Annotated in this window: 17 protein-coding genes; 4 read left to right on the top strand and 13 right to left on the bottom strand. The window is 70.8% G+C overall.

The genetic code is table 11. The annotated features are described in order from the left end of the window. Positions 1-11: 11 nt before the first annotated feature. Both ACWEQG_RS20025 and ACWEQG_RS20030 read right to left on the bottom strand, forming a co-directional pair. Complete coding sequence (locus ACWEQG_RS20025) at positions 12-692, bottom strand: response regulator (protein ID WP_452286617.1); 681 nt, start codon at positions 690-692, stop codon at positions 12-14. Beyond that, positions 689-1,894: a sensor histidine kinase gene (locus ACWEQG_RS20030; RefSeq protein WP_452286619.1), complete on the bottom strand. Its 1,206-nt coding sequence runs from the start codon at positions 1,892-1,894 to the stop codon at positions 689-691. Before ACWEQG_RS20030 ends, ACWEQG_RS20025 begins: the two co-directional genes overlap by 4 nt. 131 nt (positions 1,895-2,025) lie before the next feature. On the opposite strand from ACWEQG_RS20030, the gene ACWEQG_RS20035 reads away from it, so the two are divergent. Both ACWEQG_RS20035 and ACWEQG_RS20040 read left to right on the top strand, forming a co-directional pair. After that, the gene (locus ACWEQG_RS20035) at positions 2,026-2,922 is read left to right on the top strand and encodes an ABC transporter ATP-binding protein (protein ID WP_452286621.1); all 897 of its coding nucleotides are present in this window, start codon (positions 2,026-2,028) and stop codon (positions 2,920-2,922) included. Continuing rightward, a complete protein-coding gene (locus ACWEQG_RS20040; RefSeq protein ID WP_452286623.1) occupies positions 2,919-3,701 on the top strand; it encodes an ABC transporter permease in 783 nt (260 codons plus the stop codon). The genes ACWEQG_RS20035 and ACWEQG_RS20040 overlap by 4 nt, the downstream gene beginning before the upstream one ends. A 4-nt stretch (positions 3,702-3,705) precedes the next feature. On the opposite strand, the gene ACWEQG_RS20045 is transcribed toward ACWEQG_RS20040, so the two are convergent. Beyond that, positions 3,706-4,647 carry a hypothetical protein gene (locus ACWEQG_RS20045; protein ID WP_452286625.1) on the bottom strand — a complete coding sequence of 314 codons (942 nt, stop codon included), beginning with the start codon at positions 4,645-4,647 and terminating at the stop codon, positions 3,706-3,708. A gap of 199 nt (positions 4,648-4,846) precedes the next feature. Here ACWEQG_RS20045 and ACWEQG_RS20050 point away from each other — a divergent pair, with 199 nt between their 5' ends. After that, on the top strand, positions 4,847-5,563 hold the full coding sequence (locus ACWEQG_RS20050) for a maleylpyruvate isomerase family mycothiol-dependent enzyme (RefSeq protein ID WP_452286628.1): 717 nt from the start codon (positions 4,847-4,849) through the stop codon (positions 5,561-5,563). Between the two features lie 507 nt (positions 5,564-6,070). Here the strand turns inward: ACWEQG_RS20050 and ACWEQG_RS20055 are convergent. From ACWEQG_RS20055 to ACWEQG_RS20095, 9 genes are all read right to left on the bottom strand, one after another. Then, positions 6,071-6,856 (bottom strand): CPBP family intramembrane glutamic endopeptidase, encoded by a 786-nt coding sequence (locus ACWEQG_RS20055; protein WP_452286630.1) that lies wholly within the window; start codon positions 6,854-6,856, stop codon positions 6,071-6,073. 51 nt (positions 6,857-6,907) lie between these two features. After that, positions 6,908-7,963, bottom strand: a complete 1,056-nt coding sequence (locus ACWEQG_RS20060; protein WP_363469570.1) for a polysaccharide deacetylase family protein — start codon at positions 7,961-7,963, stop codon at positions 6,908-6,910. Between the two features lie 97 nt (positions 7,964-8,060). Then, positions 8,061-9,182, bottom strand: coding sequence for a mannose-6-phosphate isomerase, class I (gene manA, locus ACWEQG_RS20065; protein ID WP_452286632.1), 1,122 nt, complete (start codon positions 9,180-9,182; stop codon positions 8,061-8,063). 35 nt (positions 9,183-9,217) lie between these two features. Next, the gene (locus tag ACWEQG_RS20070; RefSeq protein ID WP_452286634.1) at positions 9,218-11,614 is read right to left on the bottom strand and encodes a glycosyl hydrolase 2 galactose-binding domain-containing protein; all 2,397 of its coding nucleotides are present in this window, start codon (positions 11,612-11,614) and stop codon (positions 9,218-9,220) included. Then, complete coding sequence (locus ACWEQG_RS20075) at positions 11,611-12,543, bottom strand: ABC transporter ATP-binding protein (RefSeq protein WP_452286637.1); 933 nt, start codon at positions 12,541-12,543, stop codon at positions 11,611-11,613. Before ACWEQG_RS20075 ends, ACWEQG_RS20070 begins: the two co-directional genes overlap by 4 nt. Beyond that, on the bottom strand, positions 12,544-13,488 hold the full coding sequence (locus ACWEQG_RS20080) for an ABC transporter ATP-binding protein (protein WP_452286639.1): 945 nt from the start codon (positions 13,486-13,488) through the stop codon (positions 12,544-12,546). Between the two features lies 1 nt (position 13,489). Continuing rightward, positions 13,490-14,344, bottom strand: a complete 855-nt coding sequence (locus ACWEQG_RS20085; protein WP_452286641.1) for an ABC transporter permease — start codon at positions 14,342-14,344, stop codon at positions 13,490-13,492. Beyond that, complete coding sequence (locus ACWEQG_RS20090; RefSeq protein ID WP_452286643.1) at positions 14,341-15,333, bottom strand: ABC transporter permease; 993 nt, start codon at positions 15,331-15,333, stop codon at positions 14,341-14,343. The genes ACWEQG_RS20085 and ACWEQG_RS20090 overlap by 4 nt, the downstream gene beginning before the upstream one ends. Before the next feature lie 69 nt (positions 15,334-15,402). Beyond that, positions 15,403-17,169 carry an ABC transporter substrate-binding protein gene (locus ACWEQG_RS20095; RefSeq protein ID WP_452286645.1) on the bottom strand — a complete coding sequence of 589 codons (1,767 nt, stop codon included), beginning with the start codon at positions 17,167-17,169 and terminating at the stop codon, positions 15,403-15,405. A 201-nt stretch (positions 17,170-17,370) separates the two neighbouring features. Between ACWEQG_RS20095 and ACWEQG_RS20100 the strand changes: the two genes are divergently transcribed. Continuing rightward, complete coding sequence (locus ACWEQG_RS20100) at positions 17,371-18,384, top strand: LacI family DNA-binding transcriptional regulator (protein ID WP_452286647.1); 1,014 nt, start codon at positions 17,371-17,373, stop codon at positions 18,382-18,384. Between the two features lie 15 nt (positions 18,385-18,399). Here the strand turns inward: ACWEQG_RS20100 and ACWEQG_RS20105 are convergent, their stop codons facing one another. Next, positions 18,400-18,900 carry a hypothetical protein gene (locus ACWEQG_RS20105; RefSeq protein WP_363469553.1) on the bottom strand — a complete coding sequence of 167 codons (501 nt, stop codon included), beginning with the start codon at positions 18,898-18,900 and terminating at the stop codon, positions 18,400-18,402. Positions 18,901-18,965 lie beyond the last annotated feature (65 nt).

Here is an 18,965-nt window from a genome sequence, read left to right on the forward strand (position 1 = left end):
GCTCCACCCTGTCATCCCCGCGGTCGTGAGGTGGAGACGAGCCCCCCTTCATAGGCGGCGATGACCAGCTGGGCCCGGTCGCGCGCGCCGAGCTTGGCGAGCAGATGGCCGATGTGGGTCTTCACGGTGGCCGTGCTGACATGGAGGTTCGCGGCGATCTCCAGGTTGGACAGGCCGCGTGCGACGAGCGTCAGCACCTCACGCTCCCTGATGGTGAGGCCGTCGAGCAGGGGTCCGGATCGAGGCCGGTCGGCGGCGGTCCGGGCAAACTGGGCGATCAGCCGCCTCGTCACGCTCGGCGCCAGCAGCCCCTCCCCCGCGGCGATGACGCGGATCGCGGCCAGCAGGTCGGCGGGCGGGGTGTTCTTCAGCAGGAAGCCGCTCGCCCCGGCCCGCAGCCCCGCGTAGACGTACTCGTCGAGGTCGAACGTGGTGAGGATCAGCACTCTGGTGCCGAGGCGCTCGGCGCAGATGCGCCGGGTCGCCTCGATGCCGTCCATGCCGGGCATGCGCACGTCCATCAGCACGACGTCGGGGCGTTCCGTGCGGGCCAGTTCGACGGCCCGTGCCCCGGTGCCCGCCTCGCCGACCGCCACCAGCCCCGGCGTGCTGTCGACCAGCAGGCGCAGGCTGCCGCGCAGCAGTTCCTGGTCGTCGGCGAGCAGCACCCGGATCGGACCCGGCTCGTTCATCTCCCCTCCTCCCGCAGCGGCAAGCGGGCACGCACGCGGAAACCGCCGCCGGGCAGCGGGCCTGCCGTGAAGTCCCCGCCGTACGCCGTGACGCGCTCGCGCATGCCGATCACGCCGTGCCCGACAACCCCATGCCCGACAGCACCGTGCCCGACAACACCGTGCCCGGGCGGGCCGGGGGGCAGGACCCGGCGGCCCGGCCCGTCGTCGGTCACCTCGACGCTCAGCCGTCCCCCCTCGTCGTCCACCCGCACCCGGCATCGGGCCGGGGCGGCGTGCCTGACCACGTTGGTGACGGCCTCCTGGACGATCCGGTGGACCGCGAGCTCCAGCGCCTCGGGCAGGCCGCCCGTCACCCGGACGTCCAGGTCCACCTGTACGCCCGCGGCCGCCGCACGCTCGGCGACGTCCGGCAGCGCCGCGAGCCCGGGCGCGGGAGACAGACCATCGGAGGCAGCGCCGGGAGCGGTGCGCAGGACGCCGAGCATGTGCCGCATCTCGGTCAGCGCCTGCCTGCTCGTGCTCTCGATGACCCGCAGCGCCTCCAGCGCCTCCTCCGGCCGCCGATCGGCCACATGCGCCGCGACCCCGGCCTTGACCCCGATGAGGCTGAGTGTGTGGGAGACCACGTCGTGCATCTCCCTGGCGATGCGCAACCGCTCCTCCGTGACGGCCTGCTCGGCGGCCTGCTCGGCCCGGTGGGCGGCGTACGCCCGGCGCTCCCGTACCGCCCGGCCGATCGTCCAGGCGCCGCCCAGGGCGAGCGCGGCCAGCACGGCGGTCTCCACGATCCGCCTGGCCTCCGGCCCGGCCGACACCCCGCCGAACGCCGCGAGCAGCAGCGCTCCGGCGGTCAGCACGCCGATCGCCGCCGTCGGTTCCCACCGGCGCCGCCGTGTCGTGAGCGCGACCGGATAGAGCGCGTACGCCGCGGCGGCCAGTGGTTCCCGCACGACGCCGAGCGCCATGGCCGCCACCGACGCGGCCGCGACGACGCAGAAGACCGGCAGCGGCCACCGCCGCCTCGCCGCGAGCGGCAGCGTCATCGCGGCGATCAGGGCCCAGACCGCCGGGTGGTGCACACGTGGAGGGCTGACGACCAGCACGAACGCGTACCCCAGCCCGGCCAGCACGTCGAGCGCGACCAGCTCACGGGCGCGCAGCGGCCGGGGGAACAACGGCCGCACGTCCGGATCGTCCACGCGCCCACGCTAGCCCTACGTGCGCACGTTCGCCTCCTGCCCCGGTCTGTCATGCCACGGTCTGAGGCACGCCCCCCGGATCGCACGTCGCTCCGACGCGGAGGGCGGGGGCTTCGCGAGACCGTCGGGACATGATCGAAGTCAGAGAGCTGACCAAGCGCTTCGGGCGCACGGTCGCCGTGGACGGTCTGACGTTCCACGTGAAACCAGGCCGGGTCACCGGGTTCCTCGGACCGAACGGCGCGGGCAAGTCCACGACCATGCGGATGGTCCTCGGCCTGGACCGCCCGGCGAGCGGCGAGGCGCTGGTGGGCGGCCGCCGCTACGACCGCCTCCGTCATCCGATGCGGGAGGTGGGCGCGCTCCTGGACGCCGGCGCCGTGCAGGGCGGCCGCACGCCCCTGGGGCACCTGAGCTGGATGGCCCGCGCCAACCGCGTCGGCCGGGACCGGGTCGTGTCCGTCATCGAGCAGGTGGGCCTGGCCGGCGTGGCACGCAAGCGGATCGGGGGCTTCTCCCTCGGCATGCGACAGCGCCTCGGGATCGCCGCCGCGCTCCTCGGCGACCCCGGAGTGCTGCTGCTGGACGAGCCCGTCAACGGCCTCGACCCCGACGGCGTGCGCTGGATCCGCGAACTGCTCCGCGGCCTCGCCGCGGAGGGGCGGACCGTGCTCCTGTCCAGCCATCTGATGAGCGAGATGGAGCTCACTGCCGACCACTTGGTCGTCATCGGACGCGGGCGTCTCATCACGGACACCTCGATGCGAGAGCTGACCGCCGTACGGGACGTGTTCGTCCGCAGCAGCCGCGCCGCGGACCTCGCCACGGCGCTGTCGGCCGCGGGCGGGACGGTCGCGGCGGAGGGCGGCGGGGGCCTGTCGGTGCGCGGCCTCGACCCGGTGGAGATCGGCGACCTCGCCGCCCGGCACGCGATCCCGCTCCATGAGGTCACCCCGCGCGGCGCCTCCCTCGAGGAGACCTACATGCGGCTCACGGCTGAGGTCACGGCGGAGGAGGCGAACCGGTGATCGACGCTCTCGCCGCCGAATGGCTCAAGCTCCGCACTCTCCGGTCCACCTCCGTGGTCCTCGGCGTGGTCGCCGTCGTCGTCGGTCTCATGGCCCTGCTGGCTTGGTACGCCGCCCACCTGTGGGACGGCCTGCCGCCGGACCAGCGCGACCACCTCGCCGTGTCGTCGCTGCCCGAGGTGACGCACATGCTCGCCTCGCTGTGCCTGGCCGTGCTGGGCGTCCTCGCCTTCTCCGGCGAGTACGGCACCGGCATGATCCGCACGACGCTCACCGTGCTGCCCGCGCGTGGACGGGTACTCGCCGCGAAGGCGGGCGTCGTCGCGGTCGTCGCCGTCTGCACGGGTCTCACGGCCGTGCTCGCGACGCACGCCGCCGGACGGCTCATCATCGGCGACCGGGCCATCCAGGGGCAGTCGTCCGAGCCGCTGAGCAGGCAACTCCCGCACTTCCTCGCGATGAGCCTGTCCATCGCGATGTTCGCGCTTCTCGGCCTGTGCCTGGCCGCGATCACGCGGTCCGCCCTCGCCGCCATCGCCATCCTCGTGGCGGTCTGGTACGTGCTCCCGATCGTCGGCTACAACCTGCCGGCGCCCTGGGGCGAGCGCGTCGGCTCGATCCTGCCCGGCGCCCTGGCGGGCCAGCTGGCCGGCACGGGCAACCCCGACTCGGTCGCCGGCGCGCTGCTGTCGCCGCTCGCCGCACTCGCGGTCATGGCCGCCTACGTGGCCGTGCCGTACGGGGTGGCCGCGGTCCTGCTGGCCCGCAGGGACGCCTGACGGCTCAGGACGCGGTCTGCGGCAGGCAGGCGGCGCCCGTGGTCGCGGCCTCCGGCTTCGCGTCGAGGGACACCGCGGCCGTGAGCGAGAGGGTCAGTGGCAGGGTGAGAGTGGGCGTACAGGCGGGAGTGCACGCCACGGGCTTGACCACCGGCTTCTCCACCGGCTTCTCCACCGGCTTCTCGACCGGCTTCGCCACGGGCTTGACGATCGGCTTCTCGATCGGCTTCTCGACCGGCTTCGCCACGGGCTTGACGACCGGCTTCTCGATCGGCTTCTCGATCGGCTTCTCTACCGGCTTCGCCACGGGCTTGACGACCGGCTTCTCGACCGGCTTCGCCACGGGCTTGGGCGCGGCGGCGGGTGTCGGGGCGGCGGCGGGCGGCGTGACGGGCTTCACCTGCGGCCGGGGCGACGGAGTGCCCGGCTTGCCGGCTGTCTCGCCGCCCGCCTTGCCCTTCGCGTCGACGGACCGATCCACCTCGACCTCCTGCTTCTTCACGTCCGGGGAGACCGTCGTCTTGCTGTTGTGCTCCTCGCCGTCGAGGTTGATCTCGACCGCCTCGGGCACGTTCTCCTGCGTGGACAGCCGGTCCTGATCGGCGTACTGCTGCGCGACGGTGCTGTCGTTCTGCCAGTTGTACGGCAGCGCCAGCGCTTCCGTCGTCTCCTTCTGGTAGGGGACGAGGACCAGCGTGAGGTCACGCATCAGGAACTGGTGCTGGCGCTGCTGCTCCCGTAGCCGCTGGTTGTGCCGGTGCCCGTTCTTCTGGCGGTTGCGCTGCCCCCGCGCGTGCGGATGGCCGAACCGGACGAAAGCGTGCTGGGCGGACATCGTGGCGGCCCCCGCCGGTGTGGCGACGAGAGGAGCCCCCGCGATCGCGGCGCCCCCGGCGATGACGGCGCCGATCGCGAGGATCCCGGCGACGCTCGTGCTTTTTGCCATTTTGTTCTCCCCCTGAAAAACACCGCGCTTACCGATCTCGGGGTTTCCGCGTCGATCATCGGACAAACGGACCAAGAGCCGGTTTTTCCCTTCCCCTACGCTTTGTTGAGGCCGCTGCTTGTTTGAATGTCCGCTTTCTGCGGGAAATGTCCCGACACCGCCCACGTGAGGGCCGAACCCCTCCGGGTACGGCTCAGGCATGACCTCAGCACGGGACGAACTGGCGGGGCTCGACCCCTTCGACATCTTCGACACCGAGGCGGCACGGCTGGAGCGCTTCTTCTCCTCCCTCGACGACGACGGGTGGAATCGCCCCTCCCGGTGTGACGGCTGGACGGTGCGCGACGTGCTCGCGCACCTGGCCGGCGAGGAGTTGTACAACCACGCGTGCCTGGACGACGACATCGACGGGTTCTTCGAGCTGCTCGACCACGAGGGCGTGCGCGGCGGCTTCGACGGCTTCAACGAGTGGTGCGTGCGCAAGCGGCGCGCCCTGCCGGTGGAGCAGGTGCTCGACGAGTGGCGGACCAGGAACAGGGAGACCCGCGCGCGCATGCGCGCCCTCGGCCGGGACGGCACGCTGCACACGTCGGCCGGACCCTACCCGGCGGCTCTGCAGACCTTCCACTACGACTCGGAATACGCCACGCACGCCGACGACGTCGGGGCGCCGACGACGCAGGACGAGGCCGGCGACCGCCTCGACTGGCGGGTCCGCGTCGGCGTGTTCGTGCTGGAGGAACAGGGGCCCAAGGCTCGGGTCGAACGCGCCTGCGGCCGGGTGCAGGTGCAGGTGGACAACGGCCTGACCGCCGATCTCTCCCCCGAGGAGTTCGTCGAGGCGACCGTCGGCCGTCTGCCCGCCGGGCATCCTCTCGACGCCCGCGTCCGCGGCGCGCTGCGCTGCCTCGCCTGAGCGACGAAAAGACGCCGGGCGCCCCACGGGCGCCCGGCGTGCGGAACATAAGGGATCGGACCGTGCCCTCGGCACCGGCGGTAATAAGCCGCTCGTCTCCCGCCTCGGCGGGACCGCCGCCGACGACCGGGTGCGCCCGGGAGCGGGCCGTACGGGCGGGATCGTGCGGACGGTCACGGCGACCGCGCCGGCCGGTACGGCGGAGCCGTGGATGCCCGCCCCGCCGCCCACGCGGCGTCGGTACGGCGGGCTGACCGGACGTCTACGGCCGGGCGGCCTGCTGGGCCCCCCGGGCCGGCGGTCGACGGCGGCGCGCCGGCGGGCCGGATATGGAATGCGTGTCGATAAACGCCTCATGCGAATTCCCCGAATGAAAATGCGGCCAGGACAGGCCGGTTTGCCCGGGGGGATCCAGACGTGCGGCGGCCCGTCAACGATGCACCGGGATCGGGCCCAAATCAATCAGGCGCGCCGGAGAGAACGCTTTCCGCCCGATAAGACAGGAGATCAGGGCAGCCAGGAGACACGGCCGCGCAGCAGGCCGTACCCGACGAAGGCGACGACGTCGATCAGCGTGTGCGCGGCGATCAGCGGCATCGTCCGGCCCCAGCGCTGGTAGAGCCGGCCGAAGACCACGCCCATCGCGATGTTGCCGACGAAGCCGCCGAAGCCCTGGTAGAGGTGGTAGGACCCGCGCAGGACGGCCGACGCCCCGACCGCGCGCCACGGCGACCAGCCGAGCTGCCCCAGCCGGTGCAGCAGATACCCGGCGACCAGTACCTCCTCCAGCACGCCGTTCTGGGCGGCCTCGGCGACGAGGACCGGGATCCGCCACCAGTAGTCCGGCAGGCTGTCGGGCACGACGTTCAGGTTGATCCCGGAGCGGAAGGCGAACAGGTAGAACACCAGGCCGGTGCCACCGATCGCCGCCGCCAGCGCGGCGCCGCGCAGCGTGTCGCGGCCGGGCTCGCGCCAGTCGGCCCCGATCGTGCGCATGGACTCGCCCGATCGGGCCAGCAGGTAGGCGACGAGCCCCACCGGCGCCACGTTCACCGCGATCCCCGCGAGGTGCAGCGTGAGATCCAGCCACGGGCGGCCCGGGGCCAGCGAGCCGACGAGCACGGCGTGCTGGTCGCCCAGGTCCTTCGGCGCGGTCAGTGCGCCGACGAGGCGGATGAGCGACAGCAGGGCGCTGGCGCCGAGCGAGACCGCGAAGACCGCGATGATCTCCGGGCCGATCAGCCGCGGCGTGAGACCGCGCAGGGCGGTGGCGTCGGCGGTGGCGTCGTCCATGCTGGCAGGGTAGCCGCCCCCGCACGCTCATCCGTCCCGTCAGTCGTCCCGTCAGTAAGGCAGCGCACGGGACGTGAACGACGGTGCGACGAACGCCGCCTTGAACTTCGGGAAGGCCACCGTGTTGGGGTTGCCGTCCGAGGTGTAGCGGTCGGTCGGGTTGGCCTTGAGCCAGTCGAGCCACGCCATCGAGCAGAACTGCTTGCAGTCGCCGACCTTCTCCTTCGACCGGATCCGCGGGATGCCCACGGGGTCGAAGTCCTTGGTGAACGGCGACGGCGACGGGGTGTAGCCCGCCAGGAACACACCCTTGTAGTCGTAGCGGGTGCCGCCGGACGCGCCGCGCAGCGCCCACTTCTTCTCGTGCGGCTGGTTGCCGTACGGCAGGGCGAGCGTGACCGGAGCCGTCTTGACCAGCGAGGTGATCAGCGCCTGGCCGGCCGCGATCTGCTTCTCCACGTCGTCCTTCGGCTTGCCGAGCAGGTTGAGGTGGTCGCGGGTGTGGTTGCCGATGTCGAAGTTGTGGTCCTTGAGCCACTGCAGGACCTGTATCTGCTCTTCCTGGCGGGCCTTGCCGAACAGGTCCTTGATCACGTACATGGTCGCCACCGGCCGGAAGCCGGGATGCTTCTTCGCGACGTCCATCAGGATGCCGACCGCGCAGTCCGGCGCCGGATTGCCCATGCCGTCGAGGGTGAGCTGGGAGGGCGAGGAGTCGTCGAAGGTCAGCACCACCGGGTGCTTGCCCGCCGGTATGTCGATCTTCCCGGTGACGTACTCGGCCGCCGTGACCGGCACGTAGTCCTCCGCCGCCAGCCGCTCCAGCTCGGCGCGGAAGTCCTTCGGGCTGCGGTCGTCGCCCGGCGGCGGGTTGTTGACGATCCGGTGATACATGAGCACCGGAATCTGCCCCAGCTCGTTGGCCTTCGCCTGGGCGGCGGCGGCCGTCTCTGACTTGCGAAGCGTCGCATCGGCGGCCGCCCTGTTCTGCTGGTGGCCGGCCGGGCTCGCCTGTGTGGCGTGCTTGCCCCCGCCGGCCGCGCAGGCGGACAGCGCCACCGCCCCCAACGACACCGCGGCGATGCCGGCTACCCTGAAGCGCCCCATGGATCCCCCTCGTCGGGCCGCGCTTGACGATGAGGGGCTCCTACCCGCGCGACGCGTTCACGTCACGCTGAGTAGGACAAACATCACGCTAAGTGCGTCACATCCGGGGCTCGGCGCAGAAGGCGACGCCGTCGCCGCCGATCTCGGCCGGGCCCTCGGACGCGGCGGCGAACACCGACTCGCCGGACCGCAGCTTCGTCTCCGAGCCGGAGGCCGTACGCACGTTGACGACGCCTTCGGTGCACAGCACGATCCGGGGCAGACCTCCCGCAAGCGTCTCCCCCGTGCCGGGCCCGACCCGGCGGAGCAGGAACTCCGGGACGGGCGGGACGTACGCGCCGCCGACCGGCTCCACCGCCAGGGGCTGCGCCGCGGCGTCGGTGATCCGCAGCAGCTCCTCCACGTCGATGTGCTTGCCGGTCAGGCCCGCCCGCAGCACGTTGTCGGAGCAGGCCATGATCTCCACGGCGAGGCCGTCCAGGTAGCAGTGCAGCACCCCGGCCCCGAGGAACATCGCCTCGCCGGGGGCCAGCGTGTGGCGGCGCATCAGCAGCGGCGCCAGCACGGCCGGGTCCTCCGGGTAACGCCGCGCCAGCCGTACCACGAGCGCGTAGTCGGGCGTGTGGCAGGCGGAGGCCGCCCACACCACCGACTCGACCAGCTCCCGCCGGGACATGCCCCCGGATCGGGGCCACTCGAGCAGCGCCCGCAGCGCGGCGAGCACGTCGCCGTCGCGCAGCGCCGCGACCACCGGCTGCAGCGCGTTCACGTGCAGCCGCTCGACGAGCATCGCCGCCTGCCCGGGCGGCCGGAACCCGGCCAGCCCGGTGAACGGCGTGAGCGCGCAGACCAGCTCCGGCTTGTGCCAGGGGTCGGTGTAGTTCGCGTCGCCCCGTGCGTGGCCCGCCGCGGCCTGGCCGGCGTCGGGGTGGACCTGCAGCGACAGCGGCGCGTCCACCGCGATCAGCTTCATCAGGTACGGCAGCCGCTGCCCGAAGCGCCCGGCGACCGCCTCGCCGAGGGTCCCCACCGGGTCCGCGGCGACCGCGTCGGCGAGCGTGATCTCGGCCTCGTCCCTGGTCAGCCGGGAGGACGCGGCGGGGTGGGCGCCCAGCCACATCTCGGCCTCCGGCCCCGCGGCGGGCCGCCCGGTCAGCTCGGCGATGGCCGTGCGGGAGCCCCAGGGGTAGTCCTTTATGGGGTTGATGAGCAGGTCCACGTGCGTCCTTCGGGCGTCAAGGGGGGATTCCGAGACTAACGGGATTCGTTGACGCATCGGAGCACCGGGTGACGTACGAGCGCGCCGGGGTCGGGGCTGCCGCCGACGACGTGGAAGACCGCGGTCTCCCCCGGCAGCAGCGTGACGAGCTGGTCGTCCACGGTAGCGCGGGGGTCGAGCCGGTCGGGGAAGAGCGCCAGCTCGCGCACGATCGTCCGCGCGGTCACGCGCACCCGCAGCCCGCCCTCGAACTCCTCGACCACTGTGTCCATTTCCGCGGGCGGGTAGTCCATGGCCGGGTCCTCGCCGGGGAACCGCAGCGCCCGGGCGTCGCCGAGGGTCGCGACCAGCACCTCGCCCGCCGGGTTCCCGGCCCGCGCCACCCCCTCCGGCAGCTCCACGGACGCCGTGCCGCGCGCCGGGACCACGACGTCGAAGCGCTCCTTGGCCAGGATGTCCCCCGCCAGGCTGAGCCGTTCGACGGCGAGCTCGCCCGACCACGGCTCGTCGGTGTCGTTGACGACCGCCAGCGCGTCACCCTGGAAGGTCAGCATCCTGTCGGCGTACGCCCGGCGCAGCGCGTACCACAGCGGCTTGCGCCGCCCGCCGCCGTCCACCGCCGCCCAGGAGGTGACCGGCCAGCAGTCGTTGAGCTGCCACACGATCGTGCCCATGCAGTACGGCGCGAGCGCCCGGAACCGCTCGATGCCGAACGCCATCGCCCTGGCCTGGTTGACCTGCGTGTAGTAGTGCCAGTCGTCGAACCCGTCCGGCCGCGGCAGATGCTCGCCGAGACCCCGCAGCAGCTTGAGGTTGCCGTCGATCGCCTTCTGATGGTGGGTCACACCCGGGGAGACCGGCGTCAGCGGGTCGTCGGAGACCGCGGCGCGCAGCGTGGCGTACGTCGGCGGGCCCTGGAAGCCGAACTCGGCCACGAACCTCGGCGTGTAGGTCCCGTAGTGCGTGTAGTCGTGGGTGTTCCAGACGGTCCAGATGTGGACGGTGCCCTTGGACGGGTCGTTCGGCGGCAGGTCGGGCGCCCCGGAGTACGGGCTGCCCGGCCAGTAGGGCCGGGTCGGGTCGAGCTCGGCGACGACCCGGGGCAGCACGTCGTAGTAGAAGCCGGCGCCCCAGCTGCGGCCCTCCAGCGTCTCCTGCCAGCCCCAGTCGGCGTGACCCTCGATGTTCTCGTTGTTGCCGCACCACAGGACGAGACTGGCGTGGCGGGTCAGGCGGGCGACGTGCTCGCGGGCCTCGGCCTCGACCTCCGCCGCGAAGCCGCCCTCCTCCGGGTAGGCCGCGCAGGCGAACGGGAAGTCCTGCCAGACGAGCAGGCCCATCTCGTCGGCGAGGTCGTAGAAGTCCTCGCTCTCGTACATGCCGCCGCCCCACACCCGCAGGCAGTTGGCGCCCGCGGCGGCCGCCTGGGCGAACCGCTCGGCGAGGCGCTCCCGGGTGATGCGGCTGGGGAAGCAGTCGTCGGGGATCCAGTTGAAGCCCTTGACGAAGACCGGCTTCCCGTTGATCACGAACGTGAACGCGTCGTCCGTGCGGTCGAGCTCGACCGACCGGAATCCGATCCGCCCGGTCCATTCCTGGTCCTCCAGGCGTACGACCAAGTCGTACAACGGCTGCTCGCCGTACCCGCGCGGCCACCACAGCTCCGGGTCGGGCACGGTCAGCGTGACGACGGCCCGGCGCTGCCCGGCGCCGACGGTGACGGTCTCGGTCACGCCCGCACCCCTGCCGGCCACCGAGGCGGTGAGCGTGAGCGGCCGCTCGGCGGCGCGCTCGACCGTCACGTGCACTTCGACCCTGCCGTCCCCGTGGACGAGCGGGCGCACCTCGGCCAAGCGGGCGGTGCTCCAGGTCTCGATGCCGATGGGCCGCCAGATCCCGGCCGTGACCAGCGTCGGTCCCCAGTCCCAGCCGAAGTTGCAGGCCATCTTCCTGATGAACTGGTACGGCTCGGCGTACGCGCCGGGGCGGTCGCCGAGGGCCGCCTGCTGCGCCTCCGCGTACGCGTACGGCGGGTCGAACAGGATCTTCAGCGTGTTCTCGCCCGCATGCAGCAGGTGCCGTACGGAGAAGCGGTACGACCGGTGCATGTCGGCCGTCGTGCCGATCTCGATGCCGTTGAGCACGAGCGTGGCGACCGTGTCGAGTCCCGCGCAGACGAGGTCCGCCCGGTCGTCGTCGGTACCGTCCCACACGAAGGTGGTCTCGTACGACCACGCCGTGCGCCCGATCCAGGCCAGCCGGTCCTCGTTGTCGTCCAGGTACGGATCCTCGATCAGCCCGGCGGCCAGGAGATCGGTGTGGACGCAACCGGGCACGATCGCGGGCAGGCCCGCGACCACCGGCCGGAGCTGCCCGGTCGACGACACGGCGGTGACGGTCCACCCGTCGTGCAGGGGACGGTACGAGCTCACGCTTTCTCCTTAATCTTCTTCTCCTCGATCGCGGCTCGCACGCAGCCGGAGCACGCCACGAAGTGGCCGTCTTCCACCTCGGCCAGCCCCGGGCGGGTGCGGCTCTCCTCCGGCGCCTCGTGATAGGCACACGGCACGTCCTCGACGACCTCGTCCGTCCACTTGGCGTGCAGTCGCGGGACCGAGGCCAGCAGCGAGCGGGTGTAGGGGTGCGCCGGAGCGCCGAATACGAGGTCCGTCCGGCCCATCTCCACGATCTTCCCGTTCCGGAGCACGACAGTCCGGTCGCTGACGTAGTTGCCGAGCGACAGGTCGTGCGTGACGAACAGGATGCCGAGGCCGCGCGCCCGCAGGTCGGCAAGCAGGTTCAGCACGTCGATGCGGGTCGACGCGTCGAGCATGCTGATGATCTCGTCGGCGACCAGCAGCCGGATGTCGAGGAGCACCGCGCGGGCGATCAGCATCCGCTGGAGCTGCCCGCCGCTGAGCTGGTGGGGGTATTTCCCGAGCACGTTGCCGGGGTCGAGCCGCACGCTCTCCAGCGCGGCCTCCACGCGTTCGCGCCACTCGGCCGCGCCGGCCCGCGGGAAGTACTGCTCTTTGATCATGGTGAAGACGCGGTCGGCCCGGAAGACGGGGTTGTAGCAGCTGAAGGGGTCCTGGAAGACGCCCTGCACCTGCCGGTAGTACTCCTTGCGGTCCCTGATCGAGGAGATGTCCCTGCCGTCCAGCGTGATCGCGCCGGAGCTGACCGAGGCGAGGCGCAGGATCATCCGGCCGAGCGTGCTCTTGCCGCTGCCGCTCTCGCCGATGAGCGAGACCACCTCCCCCTCGCCGACCTCGAAGCTGACGTCGGAGACGGCCTTCATCTCGCCCCCGCCGAAGGCGCCGACGCGGAAGACCTTGGAGACGCTATCGAGTTTCAGCATTCACTCGGCCTTCCAGCAGGCGACGAAGTGGCCGGGGGCCACCTCGGCGAACGGCGGCTGCTCGGCGCACTGGTCGAACGCGAGCGGGCAGCGGTCGCGGAACCGGCATCCGCCCGGCGGTTTCAGCAGGGACGGCGGGTTTCCGGGGATGCCCGTCAGCCGGCGGTCCTCGTACCGCACCCCCACCTCGGGCAGCGCGGAGATGAGCTGCTGGGTGTACGGATGCCTCGGCGCGGTGACGAGCACGTCGGCCGGGGCCTTCTCGGCCAGCCGCCCGGCGTACATCACCATGATCGTGTCGGCGATCTGGTAGACGAGCGAGATGTCGTGGGTGACCACCATCATGCTCGTGACCAGGCCGCGGTCGCGGAACCCGAGCAGCGTCGTGGCCACGGCCTTCTGGCTGGACACGTCGAGTGCGCTGGTGACCTCGTCGGCGATGAGCAGCGAGGGGTTCAGCAGCGTGGAGATCACCATGACCACCCGCTGCTTCATGCCGCCCGACAGCTCGATCGGATAGCGGTCGAGCACGTCCTTCGACAGGCCCACCAGTTCGAGCCGCCGCTCCAGCTCGGCCCTCTCCGGCCGCTCGCCGCGCGACTCCAGCAGCTCGCCGACCATCTTGCCGATCTTCCTGGTCGGGTTGAGCGCGCTCATCGAGTACTGCGGGATGAGCGAGACCTTGCGGAAGCGGAACTCGTCCATCGCGCCGTCGTCCGACAGCGGCATCGCGGCGCCGTCCAGCTCGACGGTGCCGCCGGCGTGCCGCATCCGGCCGTCCAGGCGGATCAGGCTCTTGGCGAGCGTCGACTTGCCCGACCCGGACTCCCCCGCCAGGCCCATGATCTCGCCGTCCGCCACGGAGAACGTGACGCCGTCGAGCGCCTTCACCTCGCCGCGCAGCGTCCGGTAGTAGACCCGGAGGTCGGTGACATTCAGCGCCACGTCACATCTCCCTCAGCTTCGGGTTGAACACCTCGTCCAGCCCGACGTTCATGACGTAGAGCGCGCCGACGATCGCCGTGATGCCCGCGCCCGGCGGGATGAACCACCACCACAGGCCGAGCTGGAGCGCGCTCCACCGCGCGGCGTTGTTGAGCATCAGCCCGAGGGAGACCCCCTCGGTCGGGCCGAGGCCGATGAAGTCGAGCGAGGCGGCGACCAGGATCGCGCTGCCGAACAGCAGGATGAACGTCAAGAACAGGTACGAGCTCATGTTCGGCGCGATCTCCCGGAGGATGATCTTCGGGGTGCGCACTCCGCTGAGCCGGGCGAGGTCGACGAAGTCGCGCGAGCGCAGCGAGAACGTCTGCGCCCTGATCGCCCGCGCGGCCCACGGCCACGAGGTCAGCCCGATGAACAGCGCCTGCACGCCGATGCTGCGCACGCCCAGGTACGCGTTGATGATCAGCAGCACCACCAGCGCGGGCAGCACGAGCACGATGTTGGTGAGCATGTTGAGCAGTTCGTCGACCCATCCGCCGCGGTAGCCCGCGACGAACCCCACGACCATGCCGACGGCCGCCGCCAGCACGCCGCCGAGCACGCCCACGAGGAACGTCGCACGCAGGCCGTACACGAACTGGGCGAAGACGTCCTGGCCGAACGTCGTGGTGCCGAACCAGAACTCCCCGGACGGCGGCGCCATGGCCGGCCCGACGTAGTCGTTCGGCCCGTGGTCGAACATCAGCGGTCCGGCCAGGCCGGCCACGAGGAACACGGCGATGACGACCGTCCCGACGACCAGCTTGCGGTTGCGCAGCGCGAAGTGCAGCGCCTCGTTTCTCACACCGCCGCTCACGCCGCTCCTCCCATCCCGGTCCGGGTCCGCGGGTCCACCAGGACGTACGCGATGTCGATGACGAAGTTGGCGATCAGCACACCGATGACGATGAACAGGAAGGTGCCCTGCAGCAGGAAGAAGTCCTGGTTCTGGATCGCCTGGAGGATCAGGTGCCCGAGCCCGGGATAACTGAAGACGATTTCGGTGACGAGCGCGCCGGCCACGAGCACGCCGAGTTGCAGGGCCAGGCCGGTCACCTGGGGCAGGATCGCGTTCCTGAAGGCGTAGCGCCGCACCAGCCGCGTCGGCGCGCCGAGCGCCCGCAGGTAGTTGACGTAGTCCGCTTCCAGCTCGTAGATGATCATGTTGCGCATGCCGATGGCCCAGCCGCCGAACGCGACCAGGAACAGTGACGCGAACGGGAGGAACCAGTGCTGCGCGAGGCTGCCGAGGAAGGTCCACGACCAGGACGCCTGCAGGTCGAAGCCGTAGGCCCCGGCGACCGGGAAGATCCCCGCGACGATGCCGAGCGCCCAGGCCAGCAGGATCGCCAGCCACATGTACGGCGTCGCGGTGAGCACGTAGCCGATCGGGAGCACGCTGTTGTCGAGCCACTTGCGCCGCGCGGCGAACGCGCCGAACCGGTTGCCCGCGAACCAGCTCAGCAGGATGGACGGGATCAGCAGGCCCAGCGTGTACGGGACCGCCCGGATGATCACATCGGAGACCGGCGTCGGAAACAGCCAGATGCTGATGCCGAGGTCACCCTTGAGCAGCGAGCCCCAGAAGTTCAGGTACTGCTGCCACAGCGGCAGGTCGAAGCCGAACATCGCGGTGTAGTGCGCGCGCATGGCCTCGACGGCCGCCGGCTGTGCGACGTTGGCCCGCGACAGCATGCTCGACACGGGGTCGCCCGGCATGAACCGCGGGATCATCCAGTTGATGGTCACGGCCACGAAGAACGTCAGGCCGTAGATGAGTAGCTTTCTGCCGAAATAGCGGCGCAAGATCGACCTCCCGGTCGCGGAACGGCGCCCCCCTCCCCGTACGCAGGATGGAAGGGGGGCGCGACAAGATCAGCCTCCGGAGGCCGGCTGGAGTTCTGTGAGCATGAGCGTGCCGCCCATCTCCAGCCAGTTGCGCCACACGGTCGGCGGGTACTTGGGCGTGTTCGGCGCGCTGCTGGGCCAGTTCTTCCAGACCGAGTTGGTGGTCTGGGACCACAGGCCGTTGTACCAGAGCGGGACGACCGGCATGTCCTCGAGCTGGATCTTCTGCAGCTCCGAGGTGATCTTCTTCATGCCCTCGATGTCCTCGGGCTTGACCTGGTCGAGCTGCTGCGTGAGCTCCCACGCCCGCTTGTTCTCGTACCGGCCGTAGTTCGTCGTGCTCTGCAGCTTCTGCACCGGCAGGCGGAACAGGTAGTCGTAGTACAGCCAGGGGGTGTTCGCGAGCTGCTTGTCGTTGTTGAGGACGAGGTCGAACTTGCCCTGGTTGCGCACGTCGACGAGCGCGTTGTAGTCGGGGAAGTCCGCCTCGATGTCGATGCCGGCGGCCTTGGCGCTGGAGCTGATGACCCGGGCGGCCTCCATCCAGTCGGTCCACCCGGCGGGCACGATCAGCTTCAGCGAGATCTTGGCGCCGCTCGGCGACTCCACCAGCCCGTCGCCGTTGCGGTCCTTGTAGCCGGCGTCGGCGAGCAACTGCTTGGCCTTGTCCGGGTTGTAGGAGAAGCCGAGCGTGGAGGTGACGTTCTTGTCGACGTACTTGTCCCACTGCGGCAGCAGGCCGGTCGGGTCGGACGCCTTGACCAGGTTGCCGTAGACGCCCTCGACGATCTTCTTGGTGTCGATGGCGTAGGCGACCGCCTTGCGGAACTCCTTGTCGTCCATCGGCTTCTTCGCCGTGTTGAACCACATCCAGGTGGTGTTCGCGGACAGCATGTACGGCGGCTGGTCGTAGAAGGTCTCGATGCCGAAGCTGCCCTTCACCAGGTTGGCGATGCCCGGCAGGAAGTTGTTGCTGAGGTCGAGGCCCTTCTGCAGCAGCAGGCCCATCGCGACCTCGTTGCTGGAGTTGACGATGTCGACGATGTACTTGGGCTTGACGTCCTTGTTCAGCGCCTTCGTCGCCCACCAGCCGTCGCGCTTGACCCAGACCATGCGGTCCTGGTCGTGGGACTGGTAGGCGTACGGGCCGGTGCCGACGGGCTTCTCGTTGACCCCGTTCATCACCTCGTCCTCGGACCGCCCCTCCCACAGGTGCTTGGGGACGATGGCCCGGCTGTAGAGGTGGTTGGCCCACTCCTGGTGGTTCGCCGTGGCGAAGGTGAACTTGATCGTGTGGTCGTCGACCTTCTCGGCGCTCTTCATCCAGTCCCACAGCGGGTGGTAGGGGACCGTCTCCATCTTGCCGAGCTCGAACGTGAAGATCACGTCGTCGGCCGTGAACGGCTTGCCGTCCGACCACGTGACGCCCTGGCGCAGCTTGAGGGTGTACTCCAGGTCACCGGTCCAGTCGCCGCTCTCGGCCAGCCACGGCGAGAACTTGTCGGTGTTGGGGTCGTACATGAACAGCGTCTCGTAGGCCAGGCCCTTGGTCCCCGTGGCGAAGTCCCACTCGCGCAGGGGGTTCCAGTTCGCGGGCGGGCCCCACTGCGTGCCGCTGGTGTAGAGGGTCTCGTTGCGGGGGAACGCCCCGCCACCCGCCGGGGCGGCGGCGCCGCCTCCCGCCGCACCTCCCGCGGGGGCGGTCGGCGTGGACGACCCGCTGCCTCCGGAGCAGGCCGCGCTCAACAGGCCGGCCGCCAGCACCGGTATAAGAAACCGCGATCGGTTTCGCATGGTGACTCTCCTTCCCCCACGCGACACCGCGCGGGGTCCGCACTACCGCCAGGCCCCGATGATGTTCGGCTCGCTATTGCTGAACCGGATAAGTACCGAGACCGTAAAATCACCATGTATCCGGTGTCAATAGGAAGAAGATGGAGGCAAAGTAACGGTAGTAAGGTGAGGGTCACTGGACCGGTTCAGCCGAGGGGACACGTGAGAAGACCGACCATCGCGGACATCGCACGGCAGGCGGGGGTCTCCAAGGGCGCGGTCTCGTACGCCCTGAACGGCCAGCCCGGAGTGTCCGAAGCGACCAGGGCCCGCATCCTGGCGATCGCGAACGAGATCGGCTGGCGCCCGAACATCGCGGCCCGGGCGCTGAACGGCGCCCGCGCGCACGCCGTGGGCCTCGCCCTGTGCCGGCCCGCCCGTTTCCTCGGCGTGGAGCCGTTCTTCATGGAGCTGATCAGCGGCATCGAGGCGGAGCTGTCCGCCCGTTCGTACGCCCTGCTGCTCCAGGTGGTCGGCGACCACGAGGCCGAGATGGGCGTCTACCGCCGATGGTGGGGAGAGGGCCGGGTGGACGGCGCGATCCTCGTCGACCTCCACCTCGACGACCCCCGCGTGCCGCAGGTGGAGGAGATGGGCATGCCCGTCGTCGTCCTCGGGCACCCCTCGGCCGCCGGGTCGCTCGTGCCGGTCTGGGCCGACGACAGCGCGGCCGTACGCGAGATGGTGGAGTATCTCGTCGCGCTCGGGCACCGGCGGATCGCCCGCGTCGCCGGGCTGCCCCAGCTGTCGCACACGGCGATCCGCGACCGCGCGTTCGGCGACGTCTGCGCCGGCCTCGGCCTGGACGGCTGCCCGATCGTGCACACCGACTACACCGGCGAGGAGGGCGCCCGGGCCACCAGGCGGCTGCTCAGCTCACCCGAGCGGCCCACGGCGATCGTCTTCGACAACGACATCATGGCCGTGGCCGGCCTGTCGGTCGCCCAGGAGATGCGACTCGACGTGCCGGCCGAACTGTCCGTCGTCGCCTGGGACGACTCCCCGCTCTGTCAGGTCGTCCGCCCGCCGCTGACCGTGCTCACCCGGGACATCCCGGCGTACGGCGCGCACGCGGCGCAGCGGCTGCTCGCGCTGATCGACGGCGTGGAGGCGAGGCCGCTGGAGGACCAGGCCCCACGCCTGACCACCCGCGGCAGCACCGCGCCTCCCGCCTAGTTTCAGGCCGCGGTTTCAGGCCGCCGCGGGGAGCGCCGACCAGTCGATCACCAGGCGCTGCGGGTCCGCGGGGTCGGTCCACACCTGGACCGTCCGGCCCGGCAGCACGGCGCCCATCAGCAGCCGGGGCAGGATCTGCCGGTGCGCGACCACGTACGGCGCGCCGGAGGCGGGCTGCACCCGCAGGTCGAAGGCGACGACCAGCTGGTCGTTCACCATCGTGCCCGTGTCCCGCATGCTCGCGACCAGGGCGGTCGCCGGCAGGCCGGTGCCGACGAGCTCCTGGTTGCCGGTGCCCAGGAAGCTCTTCATCTGGCCGAAGACGCCGGTGGCGGGGCCGCCGCCACCCACCAGCTTGGTGGCCAGGATGACGAGGTCGCCGATCACCAGGAACATGCCGACGATGAAGGCGGGCATGCCCCACGACATGGTGTCGATCGAGCCGATCCCATAGATGCCGGCGAGCAGCATGGCGAGGCCGGTGCCGGCCCCGATGATAAGGACAGTACGCGACATTGTTCTCAACCCTTCCGCTTTCTCGTACGTCCTAGAGATAGGCGGACTGGCTTGATCCACGCTTG

The organism is Microbispora sp. NPDC004025 (assembly GCF_053604425.1).